The 13,854-nt window shown below is 59.1% G+C and carries 20 protein-coding genes; 14 read left to right on the top strand and 6 right to left on the bottom strand.

The window, feature by feature from the left end; all coding sequences use genetic code 11:
• Window positions 1–105 precede the first annotated feature (105 nt).
• Entirely contained in the window at window positions 106–294 is a 189-nt protein-coding gene (locus tag U1A24_RS04205) for a heavy-metal-associated domain-containing protein (RefSeq protein ID WP_215507493.1), read from the top strand.
• Window positions 295–349: 55 nt separating this feature from the next.
• The gene (locus U1A24_RS04210) at window positions 350–772 is read left to right on the top strand and encodes a DUF305 domain-containing protein (protein ID WP_246567355.1); all 423 of its coding nucleotides are present in this window, start codon (window positions 350–352) and stop codon (window positions 770–772) included.
• A 60-nt stretch (window positions 773–832) separates the two neighbouring features.
• Here U1A24_RS04210 and U1A24_RS04215 read toward each other — a convergent pair whose 3' ends face one another.
• From U1A24_RS04215 to U1A24_RS04225, 3 genes are all read right to left on the bottom strand, one after another.
• Window positions 833–1,420 (bottom strand): cobalamin biosynthesis protein CobQ, encoded by a 588-nt coding sequence (locus U1A24_RS04215; RefSeq protein WP_215507491.1) that lies wholly within the window; start codon window positions 1,418–1,420, stop codon window positions 833–835.
• A gap of 4 nt (window positions 1,421–1,424) precedes the next feature.
• The gene (locus tag U1A24_RS04220) at window positions 1,425–1,952 is read right to left on the bottom strand and encodes a DsbA family protein (protein WP_215507489.1); all 528 of its coding nucleotides are present in this window, start codon (window positions 1,950–1,952) and stop codon (window positions 1,425–1,427) included.
• Window positions 1,953–2,188: 236 nt separating this feature from the next.
• Window positions 2,189–2,752 (bottom strand): L,D-transpeptidase, encoded by a 564-nt coding sequence (locus U1A24_RS04225; protein WP_215507487.1) that lies wholly within the window; start codon window positions 2,750–2,752, stop codon window positions 2,189–2,191.
• A 524-nt stretch (window positions 2,753–3,276) separates the two neighbouring features.
• Between U1A24_RS04225 and U1A24_RS04230 the strand changes: the two genes are divergently transcribed.
• Window positions 3,277–3,837 (top strand): L,D-transpeptidase, encoded by a 561-nt coding sequence (locus tag U1A24_RS04230; RefSeq protein ID WP_322320736.1) that lies wholly within the window; start codon window positions 3,277–3,279, stop codon window positions 3,835–3,837.
• A 153-nt stretch (window positions 3,838–3,990) separates the two neighbouring features.
• Here the strand turns inward: U1A24_RS04230 and U1A24_RS04235 are convergent, their stop codons facing one another.
• Window positions 3,991–4,116 (bottom strand): hypothetical protein, encoded by a 126-nt coding sequence (locus U1A24_RS04235; protein WP_322320737.1) that lies wholly within the window; start codon window positions 4,114–4,116, stop codon window positions 3,991–3,993.
• Window positions 4,117–4,404: 288 nt separating this feature from the next.
• On the opposite strand from U1A24_RS04235, the gene U1A24_RS04240 reads away from it, so the two are divergent.
• The 9 genes from U1A24_RS04240 (at window position 4,405) to U1A24_RS04280 (ending at window position 11,554) form a co-directional block, all read left to right on the top strand.
• Window positions 4,405–5,025, top strand: a complete 621-nt coding sequence (locus U1A24_RS04240) for a cytochrome c (RefSeq protein ID WP_322320738.1) — start codon at window positions 4,405–4,407, stop codon at window positions 5,023–5,025.
• A gap of 2 nt (window positions 5,026–5,027) precedes the next feature.
• Window positions 5,028–6,011: a cytochrome c gene (locus U1A24_RS04245; RefSeq protein ID WP_322320739.1), complete on the top strand. Its 984-nt coding sequence runs from the start codon at window positions 5,028–5,030 to the stop codon at window positions 6,009–6,011.
• Window positions 6,001–6,429 (top strand): hypothetical protein, encoded by a 429-nt coding sequence (locus U1A24_RS04250; protein ID WP_322320740.1) that lies wholly within the window; start codon window positions 6,001–6,003, stop codon window positions 6,427–6,429. The genes U1A24_RS04245 and U1A24_RS04250 overlap by 11 nt, the downstream gene beginning before the upstream one ends.
• The gene (locus U1A24_RS04255) at window positions 6,419–6,910 is read left to right on the top strand and encodes a hypothetical protein (protein WP_322320741.1); all 492 of its coding nucleotides are present in this window, start codon (window positions 6,419–6,421) and stop codon (window positions 6,908–6,910) included. Before U1A24_RS04250 ends, U1A24_RS04255 begins: the two co-directional genes overlap by 11 nt.
• Window positions 6,907–7,662 (top strand): ferric reductase-like transmembrane domain-containing protein, encoded by a 756-nt coding sequence (locus tag U1A24_RS04260; RefSeq protein WP_215507476.1) that lies wholly within the window; start codon window positions 6,907–6,909, stop codon window positions 7,660–7,662. The genes U1A24_RS04255 and U1A24_RS04260 overlap by 4 nt, the downstream gene beginning before the upstream one ends.
• A complete protein-coding gene (mrdA, locus tag U1A24_RS04265; protein WP_322320742.1) occupies window positions 7,643–9,595 on the top strand; it encodes a penicillin-binding protein 2 in 1,953 nt (650 codons plus the stop codon). The genes U1A24_RS04260 and mrdA overlap by 20 nt, the downstream gene beginning before the upstream one ends.
• A complete protein-coding gene (locus U1A24_RS04270) occupies window positions 9,592–10,068 on the top strand; it encodes a cytochrome c (RefSeq protein ID WP_322320743.1) in 477 nt (158 codons plus the stop codon). Before mrdA ends, U1A24_RS04270 begins: the two co-directional genes overlap by 4 nt.
• A gap of 119 nt (window positions 10,069–10,187) precedes the next feature.
• Window positions 10,188–10,901 carry a DsbA family protein gene (locus tag U1A24_RS04275; RefSeq protein ID WP_322320744.1) on the top strand — a complete coding sequence of 238 codons (714 nt, stop codon included), beginning with the start codon at window positions 10,188–10,190 and terminating at the stop codon, window positions 10,899–10,901.
• Window positions 10,902–11,029: 128 nt separating this feature from the next.
• On the top strand, window positions 11,030–11,554 hold the full coding sequence (locus tag U1A24_RS04280; protein WP_322320745.1) for a hypothetical protein: 525 nt from the start codon (window positions 11,030–11,032) through the stop codon (window positions 11,552–11,554).
• An 83-nt stretch (window positions 11,555–11,637) separates the two neighbouring features.
• Here U1A24_RS04280 and U1A24_RS04285 read toward each other — a convergent pair whose 3' ends face one another.
• Complete coding sequence (locus U1A24_RS04285; protein WP_322320746.1) at window positions 11,638–12,105, bottom strand: DUF411 domain-containing protein; 468 nt, start codon at window positions 12,103–12,105, stop codon at window positions 11,638–11,640.
• Between the two features lie 100 nt (window positions 12,106–12,205).
• Window positions 12,206–12,814, bottom strand: a complete 609-nt coding sequence (locus U1A24_RS04290) for a hypothetical protein (protein WP_215507522.1) — start codon at window positions 12,812–12,814, stop codon at window positions 12,206–12,208.
• 192 nt (window positions 12,815–13,006) lie between these two features.
• Here U1A24_RS04290 and U1A24_RS04295 point away from each other — a divergent pair, with 192 nt between their 5' ends.
• Window positions 13,007–13,357 (top strand): hypothetical protein, encoded by a 351-nt coding sequence (locus U1A24_RS04295; protein ID WP_322320747.1) that lies wholly within the window; start codon window positions 13,007–13,009, stop codon window positions 13,355–13,357.
• A 70-nt stretch (window positions 13,358–13,427) separates the two neighbouring features.
• Window positions 13,428–13,854 (top strand): multicopper oxidase domain-containing protein (locus U1A24_RS04300; RefSeq protein WP_322320748.1); only part of this gene is annotated, 427 nt, incomplete at its 3' end.

Genomic DNA, 13,854 nt, shown 5'->3' on the forward strand with positions numbered 1-13,854 from the left:
AAGGACTGATTTTGTTTTTTCACTAACGGGTTTGTGCTCTTGACCTTACAACGATGGGAAGCCCCATATGCTGTTGCATGAGACGGAACCCTGAAGGAGGTACTCATGCAGTTCCATATTGAGAACATGACCTGTGGCGGCTGCGCACGCAGCGTGACCAAGGCAATCCAGTCGGTTGATCCGACCGCCGAAGTCAATGCCGATCCCGGTGCACGCAAAGTCGATGTCAAATCCTCGGCTCCGCGCGACCAACTGGTTAACGCCTTGACCGAAGTTGGCTATGCACCTGCGTGATCGCGCTAGCTGGGCCATGAAGATAAAGTTTAGAAAGTAAAAGGAAGAAAACGATATGAAGAAGATTGCAACCGCTGCCGTGCTGGCCGCCGTGCTGGCCGCAGGAAACTATGTCTATGCCCAGACCGACAATATGGCAGGGATGGACCATTCAGGCATGAACATGGGAACCGACGGCATGACCATGATGAGCCACGCTGCCATGATCCCGCCAGAACTGGCCGACAACGCAGCCGTGAAAGGCTATGCCGCCGCGATGGACGCCATGATGGCCAATATGGCTCCCTATACCGGCGATGCCGACGTCGATTTCGTCAAAGGCATGATCCCGCACCATCAGGCTGCCATCGACATGGCGAAAGTGCAGCTTGAATTTGGTACGGATCCCGAGATGCGCAAGCTGGCCGAAGAAGTCATCGCGGCCCAGGAAGCGGAGATTGCCGACATGAACGCCTGGCTTGCCGCGAAAGGCATGTGATCAAACTTGCGGTGTGGGCATTGTGGCCAATGATCACCTTGCCCGCAGCATTCTTGCCCGTCACCCCATGCCGTGCAGTCCATGGAAGCCACCGGTGAGGATCACAGGCACGACGATCAGGGCTGCGGGCGCCAGGATCAGCGCCCGTTGCCATGCCCGCCTGAACTGCCAAAACAAGAATAGAGCGAGCAAGACAACCAACCCGACCTCGAAGACCGCGAAAACGTCGCCGTAGAAGCGCTGGTCCCAGTAGCTGACCGGGCTTCGGAAGATCCAGTCAGACAGCGGCCAGAACTGGCGTCGAGCGTCGTCGTGATGGGTTACGAAATCCGCTACAGCGTGAAGCAGACCAGACCCCGCGAAAGCACGAAGCAGGACGCGGCCGCTCCAATGGGCAGCGAGGAAAAGCGGGGCCCAGATCAGGAAGCCGTGATCCACCGCGAAAATCGCTTGCCACGGGGCCGAAAAGTATAGCCGTCCAAAGACATCATGCTCCGGCAAACCGAGCACGCGGGTGGACCACAGGACCATAGCGAACATCGGCAAGTCCGGGACAAAGCTACCGACCATCGCCGCAACAAGTGTTGCCGATGCCAGGGGCCGCGCAAAAAAAGCCGCTCCGATCAACATGTGCGACGGCGTGTTCATAGCGTCAGCATACAGATGTCTGTCTGGATTTCTCGTCTTCCGCGATGCGCCGGAGGAGTGTGTAGGGAATTGCGCCGTTGAGGACGGTTCGCCCGATCACGAGCCCCGGCGTGCCGATAAACCCGAAAATATCGGCGAGAGCCCGGGTCCGATCAAGGTCTGCCTGGACTTCCGGCGAGGCCATGTCGCGGGCAAGCTGATCGACGTCGAGTCCGATGTCGGTGGCTACGCGCAAGACGGATGCCGGTTCTGCGACCAGTGGCGTCCGCATGAAGTGTCGACGTAGCTCCTGCTGCTTGCCTTGCCGTGCGGCCGCAACCGACGCGCGTGCGGCGAGTTCGGACGCAGGCCCGAAAATCGGAAGTTCATGCTGGATGAGGCGGAAGGATGCCGTATCCTCTGCCAAAAGCGTGTCCAGATCCCGCTCAAGTGCCCGACAGTAAGGGCAGCGGAATTCACTGAAATATGCGATTGGGACGATTTCCGTCAGTACCGCCGGGCCGAACAGAGCAGGGCAAAGGTCGGCACGCAAAGCGTCTGCACGCGCGCGTCGCTGATCAACATCGGCGGGCGGTGCGTCTAGCCCTATGAGTGCGACCGTTGCTCCAGAAGTCTGACCCTGTTCCTCAAGCCGGCGAAATGGCGGCAAGTCTGGCAAGTCGATGTAACCTGGGCCGCGCCCGGGAAGACGGTCCCACGGCAGCGCACGCAAGCCGTAGATCAGGGCGACGGTCCCGCCAAGAACGAGCAGGCCACGGCGTGATCCTGTCACAGTACGGTCACCGGCGTGCCGACGGGCACTTGATCATAGAGCTGCTTTACATGATCGTTCAGCATGCGGATGCAGCCGTTCGATACGGATTGCCCTATGGAGGCCGGATCTGTCGTGCCGTGGATGCGGAAATAGGTGTCACGGCCGTCTTTGTAGAGATAAAGCGCCCTCGCCCCGAGAGGATTGCCGGGCCCGCCCGGCACGCCGTCCGCGAATTGCGCATAGCGGTCGGGGTCACGCCGTATCATGTCATTCGTCGGCCGCCACGAGGGCCACTCGGCCTTGCGCTCGATGATCGCCGTTCCCTTGAATTCGAGACCAGCCTTGCCAACACCGACGCCGTAGCGAATTGCGCGTTCGCTGTCGAAGACGTGGTAGAGGTAGTAAAGACGCGGGAATACAAGGATCTGACCCGGAGCGTGCTGCTCGCGGACGCGCACCTCTCGCGGCTGAAATTCTTCGGCCAAAACGAAAGGTTCTTCGGTGTGGGCTAGCAGGATAGACGGTGTGGCAAAAGCGGCAGCTGCGGCACCGCCTAAAAAGGAACGTCGGGAAATCATGATGTCTCCTGGGATGAAGCGATTGGACTTGGGTTCGTTCAGGAGACGTATCGCGGAGGCGGCGGTTGTGGAGAAGAGATGCGGCTGCTTGCCCGTACTGGCCCGATTTCGAACTGCGATGGGGCAAAAGCGATCTTCAATATCGGAGTCGCGACCTGACCGGCCAATAGGACCTGGCAGGCCACATGACCAGAACCGCCGCCGCAGTGGGATTCCTGGAATATTGGCATGGCATGCATTTCGAGAAAGGGGCTTTCATGAACTGCATGATCCGATCGCGCCTCCCCAAAAAGAGACGCGAGCACAACAGCGCTGCAAAGAATGGCGAGTAACTTTCGCATCACCATATATAGAGTCACATGTGCTCTGAAGTGTTGTTCACATCGCAGTGACCTCTGCTATTTTCGCGCGGCGCGGCGAAATCGCCACGTTATCACCAGTTTGTGACCATTTGATCTGACAAACCGGTTTGACCTTCCCACGTTGGAAGGCTGCATCACGATAAAAAAACCGAGGTGCAGCCCATGCGATTCAATCGACGTTACTTCGCTGTCGGAGCACTGGCCGCGCCCTTTTTGGTGGGCCGGGCCGCCTTTGCCTCCGAAGACACCGAAGGCCCGGTTCGCAATAACATTTCCGCGTTTCGGGTTCACGAGTGGCAAGACCATTTCGATGCGTTGGGTCTTGGGATCATCATATCTGACACGACCGCGAAGGTTCTCCAGCACTGGACCAGTGACGGTCAAATGTTCCTGTATCCGAGTTCTGTCCCACTTTCCGAGGATCTGACTCGCAGGGGCTATACCGAAGTCGTCGAAAAGCGCGTCAACCCAAGCTGGACACCGACGCCATCGATGCGGGAGCGCAATCCCGAGTGGCCAGCATTTGTGCCGGGCGGCGACCCCAGCAACCCGCTTGGAACGCGTGCCCTCTATTTGTCCTGGCAATATTACCGCATCCACGGCACCCACGATACGCGGAAAATCGGGCGCCGTTCCTCAAACGGTTGCATCGGCCTCTACAACGAGCATATTGAAGAAGTCTTCGACCGAGTTCCGGTCGGGACGCAAGTCAAGTTGATCTAGCCTTATGTTGAAGACGCACACCAAACGGACCGCGTTGAACTTCCTGCTTCCGGGCGGGATGGTCCGTGTTCTATGGGCATGGTCTTTCATGATCGTGCTGCTCTGCGGTTTGACTATTGGCCAATCTGCATCGGCGTTCGCCCCGGTTGATCATCACTCCCCGACCTCGGTAGAGATGTCAGACGGCACTGCCGGATCGACGAACATATCGCTGTCTTGCCATCCGGCGCTGGCATGTACTGCATTCGTGTTGCCAGTCGGCGCAGTGACTGCGTTCATCCCCAGCCATGCAGTGATGTCGCGACCGCGTTTGGCCCAGACCCAGCTTCGCTTCGGGGGCCCCTCTGTCAGTCTGCCCCCTCCACGTCTGCTGATCTGAAGGTCAGCCTGGGCAAGAGCCATGGTTCGATGGTGCCGTTTCAGGCCCAGTCGAGTGCTCTGTCGTTTTAATCCTGACCCAAAACATGTGCGCAGTTCGCGAACCGCCTGAAGTGCGGTGCGCGGTGGTCAATCAAAAACAACAAACCGAGAGCAGTCAGGCAGATGGCAAAACAATGGACAGGCGCTATGGCGCTTGCCGCTTCCGCAGTCGCGGCAGTGGCGATGGCACACAACGGGGCGAAAGGCGTCGTCCTTGAGAGGATGAACGGCATGACGGCGATGCGGGATACCGTGGCGGAACTGGCGCCAATGATGCAGGGCGCTGTGCCCTACGATGCCTTCATCGTCTCGGAAGGCGCCGCCGTGATCGCGAGCCACGCCGGCGAAACCATGCTGTCGCTCTTCCCCGAAGGCAGCCTTGAAGGCGTAACCTATGCCAAGCCGGAGATCTGGTCCAACTGGCAGGATTTTGCAGCTCTGGCAGAAGAGATGAGGGTATACGCAGATGCCCTGTCCGAGGCTGCGCCGAACGGGCTTGAACCGGCTTCCGCACTGCCGGCAGACATGGCGGGGATGGATCATACCGGAATGGCCATGCCCCCTGTCGAAGAGACCAATCCCGGTTTTTCGGTGGCAGAGTTAATGGGCTATGCCGAAAAGACCGCAGACAGCCCGGTTTCGTCAGGACAGGCAGACCCGGCCTCCCTAGCGCCGACCCTTTCTAGCCTTGCCGCCGATGATTTGTTCACTCGGATCAGCGGAACCTGCTCCTCTTGTCATGCGCAGTTTCGCGCGGGAAAGAACTGACCATGCGGGGCCTGATCCGGCTTTTTGCCATTTTGCCGACCGTGGTGGGTAGCCTTGGTGCCGGGGTGCTGGCGCTCTGGCCCATCGGAGATGCGGAGCCCGCCGCATTTCCGATCGGCGACCCTGAACGTGGGGCGTATCTGGCCCGTTCAGGCGGTTGCGTGTCGTGCCACACCAACGCGGCGGCGAAGGGCCCCGCACTTGCAGGCGGTGCACCGCTCGATACGCCGTTCGGAACTTTCGTGCCGCCGAACATCACGCCGCATCCTGTGGCGGGAATCGGGCGGTGGACCATTCAGGATTTCGCGCGTGCCGTGCGTCAGGGCGTTTCCCCAGAAGGGGACCCCTATTATCCGGTCTTCACTTATTCCTTCTACGCCGGGTTTACAGACCAGGACATCGCCGACTTGTGGGAGGCTTTTCGGACTGTCCCACCCGTCGCCGAAGCAGCTCCTGTCCATGATGTGGGCTTCCCCTTCAGTTTTCGGTCCGGGCTGAAGCTGTGGCGGGCCAACTATCTTGATGCGCCGGTGACGGACGCGCTGATGGGCACATCGTCGCCGTGGAACCGCGGACGTGTTCTGGTTGAAGGGGCGGCGCATTGCGCGGCCTGTCACACGGGACGAAACCTTGCCGGTGGCCTGAAAGACAGCGCGCGTTTTGCGGGAAACGACGATCTGCCCGGCGGCAGCAAGGCGCCGTCGATCCTCGTGGCCGACCTCGTAGGGCGGGGCTTTACGGTGGGCAACCTCAGCTATGCCCTCAAATCCGGGCTCCTTCCGAACGGAGATGCCTTTGGCGGCAGCATGGCTGAGGTCGTAGCGCAGGGCACTTCTTATTTTACGGACGCCGACCGCGAAGCGATTGCAACCTACCTTCTTGATCCCGATGGCACTGGATTAGTGCCCGCGCCCGGACCGCTGCCCACAGACACACCCATGGCGGGGATGGATCATTCAAACATGGACATGAGCAATGAAAACTAGAGTTCTGGCCATCCTCGTTGCTCTCGGCGTCCTCGGATTTGTGGGTGCATTCATCTGGGCAGCGATGCGGCCCCCGGCGTCAGTGCCGATATCATCCGGCGGAGTCGCACCGACTGCATCGGTTTCTGAAATGCTGTCGGACGGACGAATCGACGTGCAAGTCTACGCCACGGGGAACCGAGATGTCCGTATGGACATCCAGTTCATGCCAGACGCCGATGCCGTAGAGATGGTCGGCATGCGACCGGACGTCAACTTTGCCATGGTCGAGATGCACATGGACGGTCTCACACCGCCCCTTGAATTGGTCGAGGCAGGTGTTTGGCGCGTCAACCTCAAGCTGCCAATGGCTGGCCTATGGATCGTCAACGTCGGTTTCGGTGAGGAATTTGCGGAGATTCAGTTCGATGCTCCCTGAAATTATCGCGTCTGAGAAATTGCGCGCAGATGCCCTCCAAAGGCTCATTCGCGGAACTCTTGCCGGGCTGGCCGTGTTCGCCACCTTGGGTACAGTCACCGCTGTCTGGATCAATCCCTTCTTTGTGCGCATGACCCCGGTTGGACCCTGGGAGCTTGGGGCGACGACCTTAACTGCGATATTGGCTGGCGTGATCATCGGCCTCTGGGTTCCGCAGTGCCGTTTGCGAACGTCCGGGGCGGGTGGCGTTGCAAGCTTTCTCGGCATCGCTTGCCCGACCTGCAACAAAGTCCTGATGCTGATCTTCGGTGGCCCAGCCCTGTTGGCCTGGTTCGACCCGGTTCGGCCCTATCTGGCGGTGGCAGGCGTGATCATCATGTCATTCGCCGCGATGCGGGCGTTGCGGGCATACCGTGATTTCAGAATGTCGGCGGGCGGAACAGTAAACGCCAGTTCAACGTCGTTTGGGAGCAACAAATGAGGGTCGCCGAAATATCAGGCCACGCTGCAAGGCCGCGTCGTCTGGCACAACGGACGCTGGTTCGCCATGCGGCTGTGGCATTTTTGGCCACCGGACTGGTTCTTGGCTTTGCCGCCGTACACTTCGATTTCAGCCCGATGCACCGCTGGAACCGAGCATTCGGGGATGCCTCCATGGTACTTGTCGCTCTGTCCGTCGGGTTAGGGCCATTGGCTCGGTTCCTCCGGAGTATCGTGCGTGTTCTTCCTTTCCGGCGTGAGCTTGGCATCTACGCATGCCTTCTTGTGATCGTTCATGCCGCTGTGATCTTGATTGGTTGGGTCCAATGGGACCTGATGCGGCTTTTTGGCTTCGAATGGCATCCTGAACTTCTGACCTATGTGATGCTTCAGCATGGCTTCGGACTTGCCAATGCCATTGGGGTTGCCGCCCTTCTGCTTACGATCCTGTTGGGTGTGACTTCGAGCGACTTCGCCATGCGTCGCCTTGGTGTTTCGGGCTGGAAATTTCTTCAAATGGGCGTCCTGCCGCTCTGGTGGCTGACCGTCGCGCATGTAGCCTACTTTCTGTTCATGCATTTCCTCAGTTTTCACCGCGCGACCCCGCCGCCGAATACGCTCCAGCCTTGGTTCCTGGGGCTGGTCGCCGCAGTTTTTGCTCTGAGAGGGGCCGCTTATGTGCTGACCGTTCGCGCGAAGGGGAAATCTCGGCCGGAAGAAATGGGAGGAGACCGTGCGACGATCTCAACGTGACCTTGCCCAGATATCCCAGAAGACCACACGAAGGGCGCTTCTGATGGGGGGCGTCATGACAACGTTTGTCGGCGTGCTGGGCCTGCGGATGTGGCAACTGGGTGTACGTGACGCAGATCAATATTATCTGTTGGCTGAAGAAAACCGTATCAGCTTGCGGCTTGTGCCGCCCAACCGAGGTCGCATCTATGACCGCGCAGGAAAGATAGTGGCCGACAACGAGCAGGCTTTTCGTATCACGCTGGTGCGCGAGGAGGTCAAAGATCTTGAAGACGTGCTTGCGAAACTGCGACGTCTTCTGGGTCTTGATGACGAAGCCATCGTTAAGATCAAAGGCCAGATCGAGCGGACAAGCGGCTTTGCTCCAATCACCGTGAAAGACCGGGTCACGTGGGAAGAACTGTCAATCGTGGCTGTGAACGCGCCAGCACTTCCGGGGATCCATCCGGAAATGGTTTTGTCGCGCGTCTATCCGTTTGGTCCCGATTTTGCTCACCAGGTTGGCTATGTAGGCCCAGTGAGCGAGAACGATCTGAAGGAAGAAGAGGTCGCGGCTGAACCCTTACTCCGTCTGCCAGACTTTGAGGTCGGCAAGATCGGGATTGAGCGCAGACATGAACGAGCGCTGCGCGGCTTGCCGGGGACGCAGCGTGTCGAGGTCAATGTGTCTGGGCGCACCATGCGGGAACTGGCGCTTGATCCGCCGACAGCCGGGCCGGACATGCAAATCACGCTCGACCATCATCTGCAGAATTTTATGCGCGTGCGTCTCGAAGGTCAGAGCGCGGCGGCCATCGTCATGGACGTGACGGATGGCGATGTGCTTGGTTGCACATCAGCACCGTCGTTTGATCCGAACCTGTTCGTGCGTGGCATCTCGAACCTGGACTATGGCGCGCTGCGCGACAACGAGTTTCGCCCGCTGTCCGACAAGACAGTGCAGGGGGCCTATCCACCGGGATCAACGGTCAAGATGTCGAATGCGTTGGCCGCACTTGAGAGCGGTGTCATGGACCCTGCAGAAACGGTCGCCTGCAATGGCTATGTCGAGATTTCAGGCCGCCGGTTCCATTGCTGGAAACGTGGCGGGCATGGGCGGGTGGATATGGTCGGCGCTTTGCGTGAGTCCTGCGATGTCTACTTCTATGAGGTTGCGCAACGCATCGGGATTGACGGCATTTTTGCCATGAACGATCGGCTCGGGCTTGGCCAGAAGTATGATCTGCCGCTGTCCGGCATGGCGCGCGGCAACAACCCCTCGCGCGATTGGAAGCAGAAGAAGTACGGCCAAGACTGGCTGATTGGCGACACGATCAACGCCTCAATCGGGCAGGGCTTTACTCTGGCCTCGCCGATTCAGCTCGCAACCATGGTGGCGCGGCTTGCTTCCGGCACGGCCGTGCTGCCTCGGATGGTGCGGCCGATCAGCGGGACGTCGACGGAAAACTCTGCTCCAGCGTCTCTTGGACTTTCAGCTGAGGCGCTGTCCATCGTTCGGCAGGGTATGTTCGAGGTGTCTAACCACGAGCGTGGCACTGCCTACGCGTCAAGAATTGCCGACCCGACAAAAGTGATGGCAGGAAAGACCGGCTCAAGCCAGGTTTTCTCGATCTCGGCGGCGGAACGCGCGGCGGGTGTCCGATCACAGGATGAACTGCCGTGGAACCGTCGTGACCACGCGCTGTTTGTCGCCTTTGCCCCGTTCGACGCACCCCGCTATGCAGTCACAGTGGTAGTCGAGCATGGTGGCGGAGGTTCCACGGCTGCCGCGCCGATAGCACGCGATATCATGCTGTTTGCGCAACACGGCGGATTGCCACCGACGGACGCTTATCCCGCGTCGCAAAGGACCCGCGTCAGCGATCAGCTGGCACTCTTGTCCGATCGCATCCTTCCGCCCGATGGTGCGACATCAATTGTGAGCCGGACATGACCTTGCGGGAGAAGAACAAATGGGCGTTCCGCCTTCAAAGGTCGTTGCTCATCGGCGGCCTCTTGGCGACCGTGGCCACTCCATCCTTCGCCTTCTTTCACAGTGAGCTGGATATCGAGTTGGGCCGGAAGACGTATCAGGAAACCTGTGCATCCTGCCACGGCGCAAATCTGGAAGGGCAGCCGAACTGGCAATCAGCAAACTCGAACGGGACTTATCCTGCACCTCCCCACGATGAGACAGGTCATACGTGGCACCACGGGGATGAAATGTTGCTCAACTACATCCGCAAAGGTGGGCAAGTTGTGCTGGACGAGATGGGTGTCGATTTCATGTCAGGCATGCCCGCGTTCGGTGAGCAACTTTCGGATGCCGAGATCGAAGCGATCCTCGCCTATATCAAATCGACTTGGCCAGCGCGGGTCCGCGCCACGCAGGAAGACCGCACCCGCATGGAGGCGGCGAGCGAATGAACCAGCACCTTAGTCTCTCCCCAAGAAGAAACCTGCTTGCCTCTCAAGTGGCTAGAGGGTTCACACACGACAAAATCAGCCCTATTTCCCAGAAGGTCTCACCTATGCGCGTTACCCAAATGATACTTGCCGCCACGTTTGCACTAGCGTTGCCAGAACAATCCCTGTCGCAAGAGATCTCCGATGATCGGATCAAGGCGCTCGTGGCCGAAACACTTCGGGAAAATCCCGAACTGGTGCTGGAAGCCTTGCAGGCCCTGGAAGCGCGCCAAGCCGAAGCTCAGGCCGCCACAGCCGCGTCTGTCCTCACCAAAGAACGCACCACTTTGGAACGCGACCCCAATGCGCCAATCCTCGGCAATCCGGACGGCGACGTCACGATTGTGGAATTCTTTGACTATAATTGCCCCTACTGCAAACGGGCCATGCCCGAAGTCAATGCCTTGATGGCCGAGGACACCAACGTGCGCCTTGTTTTGCGTGAGTGGCCGATCCTGAGCGAGGGGTCTGCTTTTGCTGCCCGCGCCGCCCTGGCGTCGCGGCAGCAGGGCAAATACGCCGAAATGCACGACGCCCTGATGACGATGCGCGGCAAGGTTGAAGCAGAGGCCGTGCTGCGCATAGCAGGTGAGGTCGGTCTCGACATTGAGAAGCTGAAGATCGACATGCAGTCGCCCGAAGTTGAGGAGCATATTGCCACCTCAATGAGACTGGCCGAGGCGCTTGGTTTCAATGGCACGCCCTCGTTCGTGGTCGGCGATCAGCTGATCCCCGGTTTTGTGGAAAAGCCGCAGTTGGTCGAAGCCGTGACAGCAGCACGGGCGGTAGAATGAGTGTCCTATTGCCGCGCTTTCCTGTCGCCCGTCTTCCATTCTCGTTTGCGGACGTGGAAAGGGTCCAGACCGCGATCAAGAGGTCATTCTTGGTGGTTGTAGTGTGGATGGCCCTGTCAGGGAACGCCTTGGCACATTCGTTCACTGCAGCTCTTATAGTCGCCGGCGATAACCGTGAAGCAAGCCTCGCAGAAGCCGTCCGCGGTTTCCTGCTGGCGGCAGACGAGCGGGATGGGCACGCGAACGAAACGTCTGACGGGCATCTGGGTGGGGTCGATGTGCATGTACTTCCGCTTCCGCGCGATGCAGCGGCGCTGGTCGAAGGCCTGATCGGTAAACCTACCGAGCCTGGCGATGTCGTGGTCGTCCTTGGCACTGAACCTGCAGCAAGCGAAGCCGTGCGAAAGTATCAGTCCAACAGCACCGTCTTGCTGCAAGTGGTGCTACCGGTGGGATGGGACAGCGACGTAGGGACTGACAGTTTTGTGGCGCGCTACCGTCTCGCCTATGGCACAGCGCCCGGTTTGATGGCGGCAACAGGCTATCACGCAGCGCGTCGTCTGGATGTAGCCATCAGACCGCTGGACGGTGTGATCCCGCGGGCGGCACTGGAAGACGCTTGGCGATCAACCGAATCTGGGCTGCCTTGGTAATCCTGAAGTTCTCGGAAGTCGCCGCCTGCGCCGCGCCGCAAAGAGTCTGTGCTTTTGGCGCGTTCCCGCTTGCCTGACCCAGGTCAGGCGGCCGGATAGCTGGTGAAGATGCTGCTGCTGCCGTCAAGTCCGACGAGAAGAACGTCATAAGCTTCGCGCTCGGCCTCTGGCCCCATGCCGGGAGAGCCGAAGGGCATGCCTGGAACGGTAAGTCCGGTAGCAGCGGGACGTTCGGCCACCAAGCGACGGATATCGGCGGCGGGGACGTGGCCTTCGATGGTGTAGTCGCCGATCATCGCCGTGTGGCACGAGACAAGATTATCGGGGATGCCACGTTCGCGCTTGAATGCGGTCAGTTCTTCAAGGCTGCGCTCTTCGAAGCTGACGGCAAAGCCGTTCTCGCGAAGGTGGCCGATCCAGGCATTGCAGCAGGGGCAGCCCGGATCCTTGACCACGTGGATCCTCGCGTCTGTTTCGGCCCAAACGGGCGTGGTGGCGAGGCTGATGGCCCAACTCATTGCTCCGATCATGGTGCGTCGAGATATCCGCATGTTTTTGTCCCTCGCGGTTGAACACGTTGGCATCTTTGTAGTGGTCTGCAGGCATCCAAGCCATCAATCTTTGGTGGATTTGTGCCCGATCACCGAAAGATTACTCCAATCGCGGATCGTCAGCTTGCACCAGAAGAACACCATGATTGTTGTCTGCGTCGTCATCCGTAATCTTGCGGGTTTCGACTCCGGGCAAATCAGCAAAAGCTTCCATCATGCGCTTCGGAAACCACGTCATCGGCAAGCCTTCAAAGCCGGGGACACCTTCAAGGACCCGAGAGAGCGCAATGGTGCAGTTCGCTTTTGGAACGGCACCATAGGCCATTGCCCGCTGCATGATCAGTGCGGCCACTTCGGGCGAAACTTCGACCGTCTGCTCCACCACGTCGAAAGTCTCGCGCGCATGGTAGTCGATATAGAAATCAACCATTTTTGGCGTAACACCGAAATGCACATCGTTGCGCTCGGGAAGCTGCGGGTGGCGCCATGTTCCGGCGGGATCAAACATGACCCTCTGAGCGCCGTTGATCAGAAGCCCGGCATGCGCTCCAGAGCCATTGCGTGTCGAAAGCACGGTGTAGAGTGTTACCGACGTCGGGCCGGGATGCGTGTAGCGTGATGCGACAACGGCCGCCTCCGGTGCCCAGATCGGTTCCGCCCCGCAGGCTGCCAAACTCAGGGTTGTCGCTATGGCTAGAAAAATCTTCATCATCTGTATCACCCGCCCGTGTAGCCAAACCATTATTCGCAAAACTTCGGTCATCCAGTAAACTTTCTGATAGGGCAGGTGGTGTATACAAATTCCGACAATTCTGCCGCATCCCCCGCAGATTTTTGGGGCGGCGCCGAGACACCAAAATGTCAAATGACTGTGCCGCATCATGCTGATAACTACAGTTCCATGAACAAGTCGGCCCCCTTCGTTAAAGTCCTGGTTTTCGCAGCCTATATGCTGGCGATGCTTGTTCCCGGTTGGACCATGGGTGGAGAGCAAACTCAGGCTGAACATGCGCAGATGATGGCCATGGCCGGTCACGAAATGACCATGGCCGATATGGGCAGCGACAAGTCAGACCAAACAATGCTCTTGTGCCAGCAACATTGTTTGGTTGTGGTTGCGACCCTGCCGGCAGCAGATCAAACGATTGAAATAGCCGGGCACCCGATTGACGTTGTGACCGGAGATGATCCTCTGGTTTCCTCCCTGGCCTTTCCGCCCCCCGGACATCCTCCAAAAGCCGTAGTGATCTGACCCTGCAGAGCAGGCGTTCGCGCCATGGTCTGCCAGTCTGTTATTTTCTGCGACTTACAGGAGAACTCATATGTCGCTTTTGACCCGGCGCGGCTTCCTTGCCGCAACTTCGGCTTCGGCCGCTACTTTGCTTTTGCCCGCCCAAGTGCGTGCTCAATCCACCCGGATGACCCTTTCGGCCACATCGCGGACCATTGAGGTGCAAGGCAAGGCTGCGACAGTCTGGGGCTTGCTCGACGGCAACGGACGTTCCGGCCTTGTCTTTGATCCAGGGCAGACCTTCGCGGTTGATCTGACCAATACGCTTGACGCACCGACCATCATCCACTGGCACGGTCAGATCCCGCCCAATATACAGGACGGGGTGCCCCACCTGCCGATGCCGATGCTCCAACCCGGAGAGTCTCGCGGCTATGACTTTGCCGCACGTCCCGGGACGCATTGGATGCATGCCCATATCCCGGAGCATGAAATGCTACTGCTTGCTGCCCCGCTTG

The sequence above is a fragment of the Cypionkella sp. genome (assembly GCF_034376685.1).
GTDB lineage: Bacteria > Pseudomonadota > Alphaproteobacteria > Rhodobacterales > Rhodobacteraceae > Cypionkella.

Excerpts from the sequence above, each read along its gene's own strand:
- U1A24_RS04275 (WP_322320744.1), top strand. The coding sequence starts at position 10,188 with ATGATACTTGCCGCCACGTTTGCACTAGCGTTGCCAGAACAATCCCTG.
- U1A24_RS04240 (WP_322320738.1), top strand. The coding sequence starts at position 4,405 with ATGGCGCTTGCCGCTTCCGCAGTCGCGGCAGTGGCGATGGCACACAAC.
- U1A24_RS04285 (WP_322320746.1), bottom strand. The coding sequence starts at position 12,105 with ATGCGGATATCTCGACGCACCATGATCGGAGCAATGAGTTGGGCCATC.
- U1A24_RS04215 (WP_215507491.1), bottom strand. The coding sequence starts at position 1,420 with ATGAACACGCCGTCGCACATGTTGATCGGAGCGGCTTTTTTTGCGCGG.
- U1A24_RS04205 (WP_215507493.1), top strand. The coding sequence starts at position 106 with ATGCAGTTCCATATTGAGAACATGACCTGTGGCGGCTGCGCACGCAGC.
- U1A24_RS04270 (WP_322320743.1), top strand. The coding sequence starts at position 9,592 with ATGACCTTGCGGGAGAAGAACAAATGGGCGTTCCGCCTTCAAAGGTCG.
- U1A24_RS04260 (WP_215507476.1), top strand. The coding sequence starts at position 6,907 with ATGAGGGTCGCCGAAATATCAGGCCACGCTGCAAGGCCGCGTCGTCTG.
- U1A24_RS04255 (WP_322320741.1), top strand. The coding sequence starts at position 6,419 with ATGCTCCCTGAAATTATCGCGTCTGAGAAATTGCGCGCAGATGCCCTC.
- U1A24_RS04225 (WP_215507487.1), bottom strand. The coding sequence starts at position 2,752 with ATGATTTCCCGACGTTCCTTTTTAGGCGGTGCCGCAGCTGCCGCTTTT.
- U1A24_RS04295 (WP_322320747.1), top strand. The coding sequence starts at position 13,007 with ATGAACAAGTCGGCCCCCTTCGTTAAAGTCCTGGTTTTCGCAGCCTAT.
- U1A24_RS04290 (WP_215507522.1), bottom strand. The coding sequence starts at position 12,814 with ATGAAGATTTTTCTAGCCATAGCGACAACCCTGAGTTTGGCAGCCTGC.
- U1A24_RS04245 (WP_322320739.1), top strand. The coding sequence starts at position 5,028 with ATGCGGGGCCTGATCCGGCTTTTTGCCATTTTGCCGACCGTGGTGGGT.
- U1A24_RS04250 (WP_322320740.1), top strand. The coding sequence starts at position 6,001 with ATGAAAACTAGAGTTCTGGCCATCCTCGTTGCTCTCGGCGTCCTCGGA.
- U1A24_RS04230 (WP_322320736.1), top strand. The coding sequence starts at position 3,277 with ATGCGATTCAATCGACGTTACTTCGCTGTCGGAGCACTGGCCGCGCCC.
- U1A24_RS04235 (WP_322320737.1), bottom strand. The coding sequence starts at position 4,116 with ATGAACGCAGTCACTGCGCCGACTGGCAACACGAATGCAGTACATGCC.
- U1A24_RS04210 (WP_246567355.1), top strand. The coding sequence starts at position 350 with ATGAAGAAGATTGCAACCGCTGCCGTGCTGGCCGCCGTGCTGGCCGCA.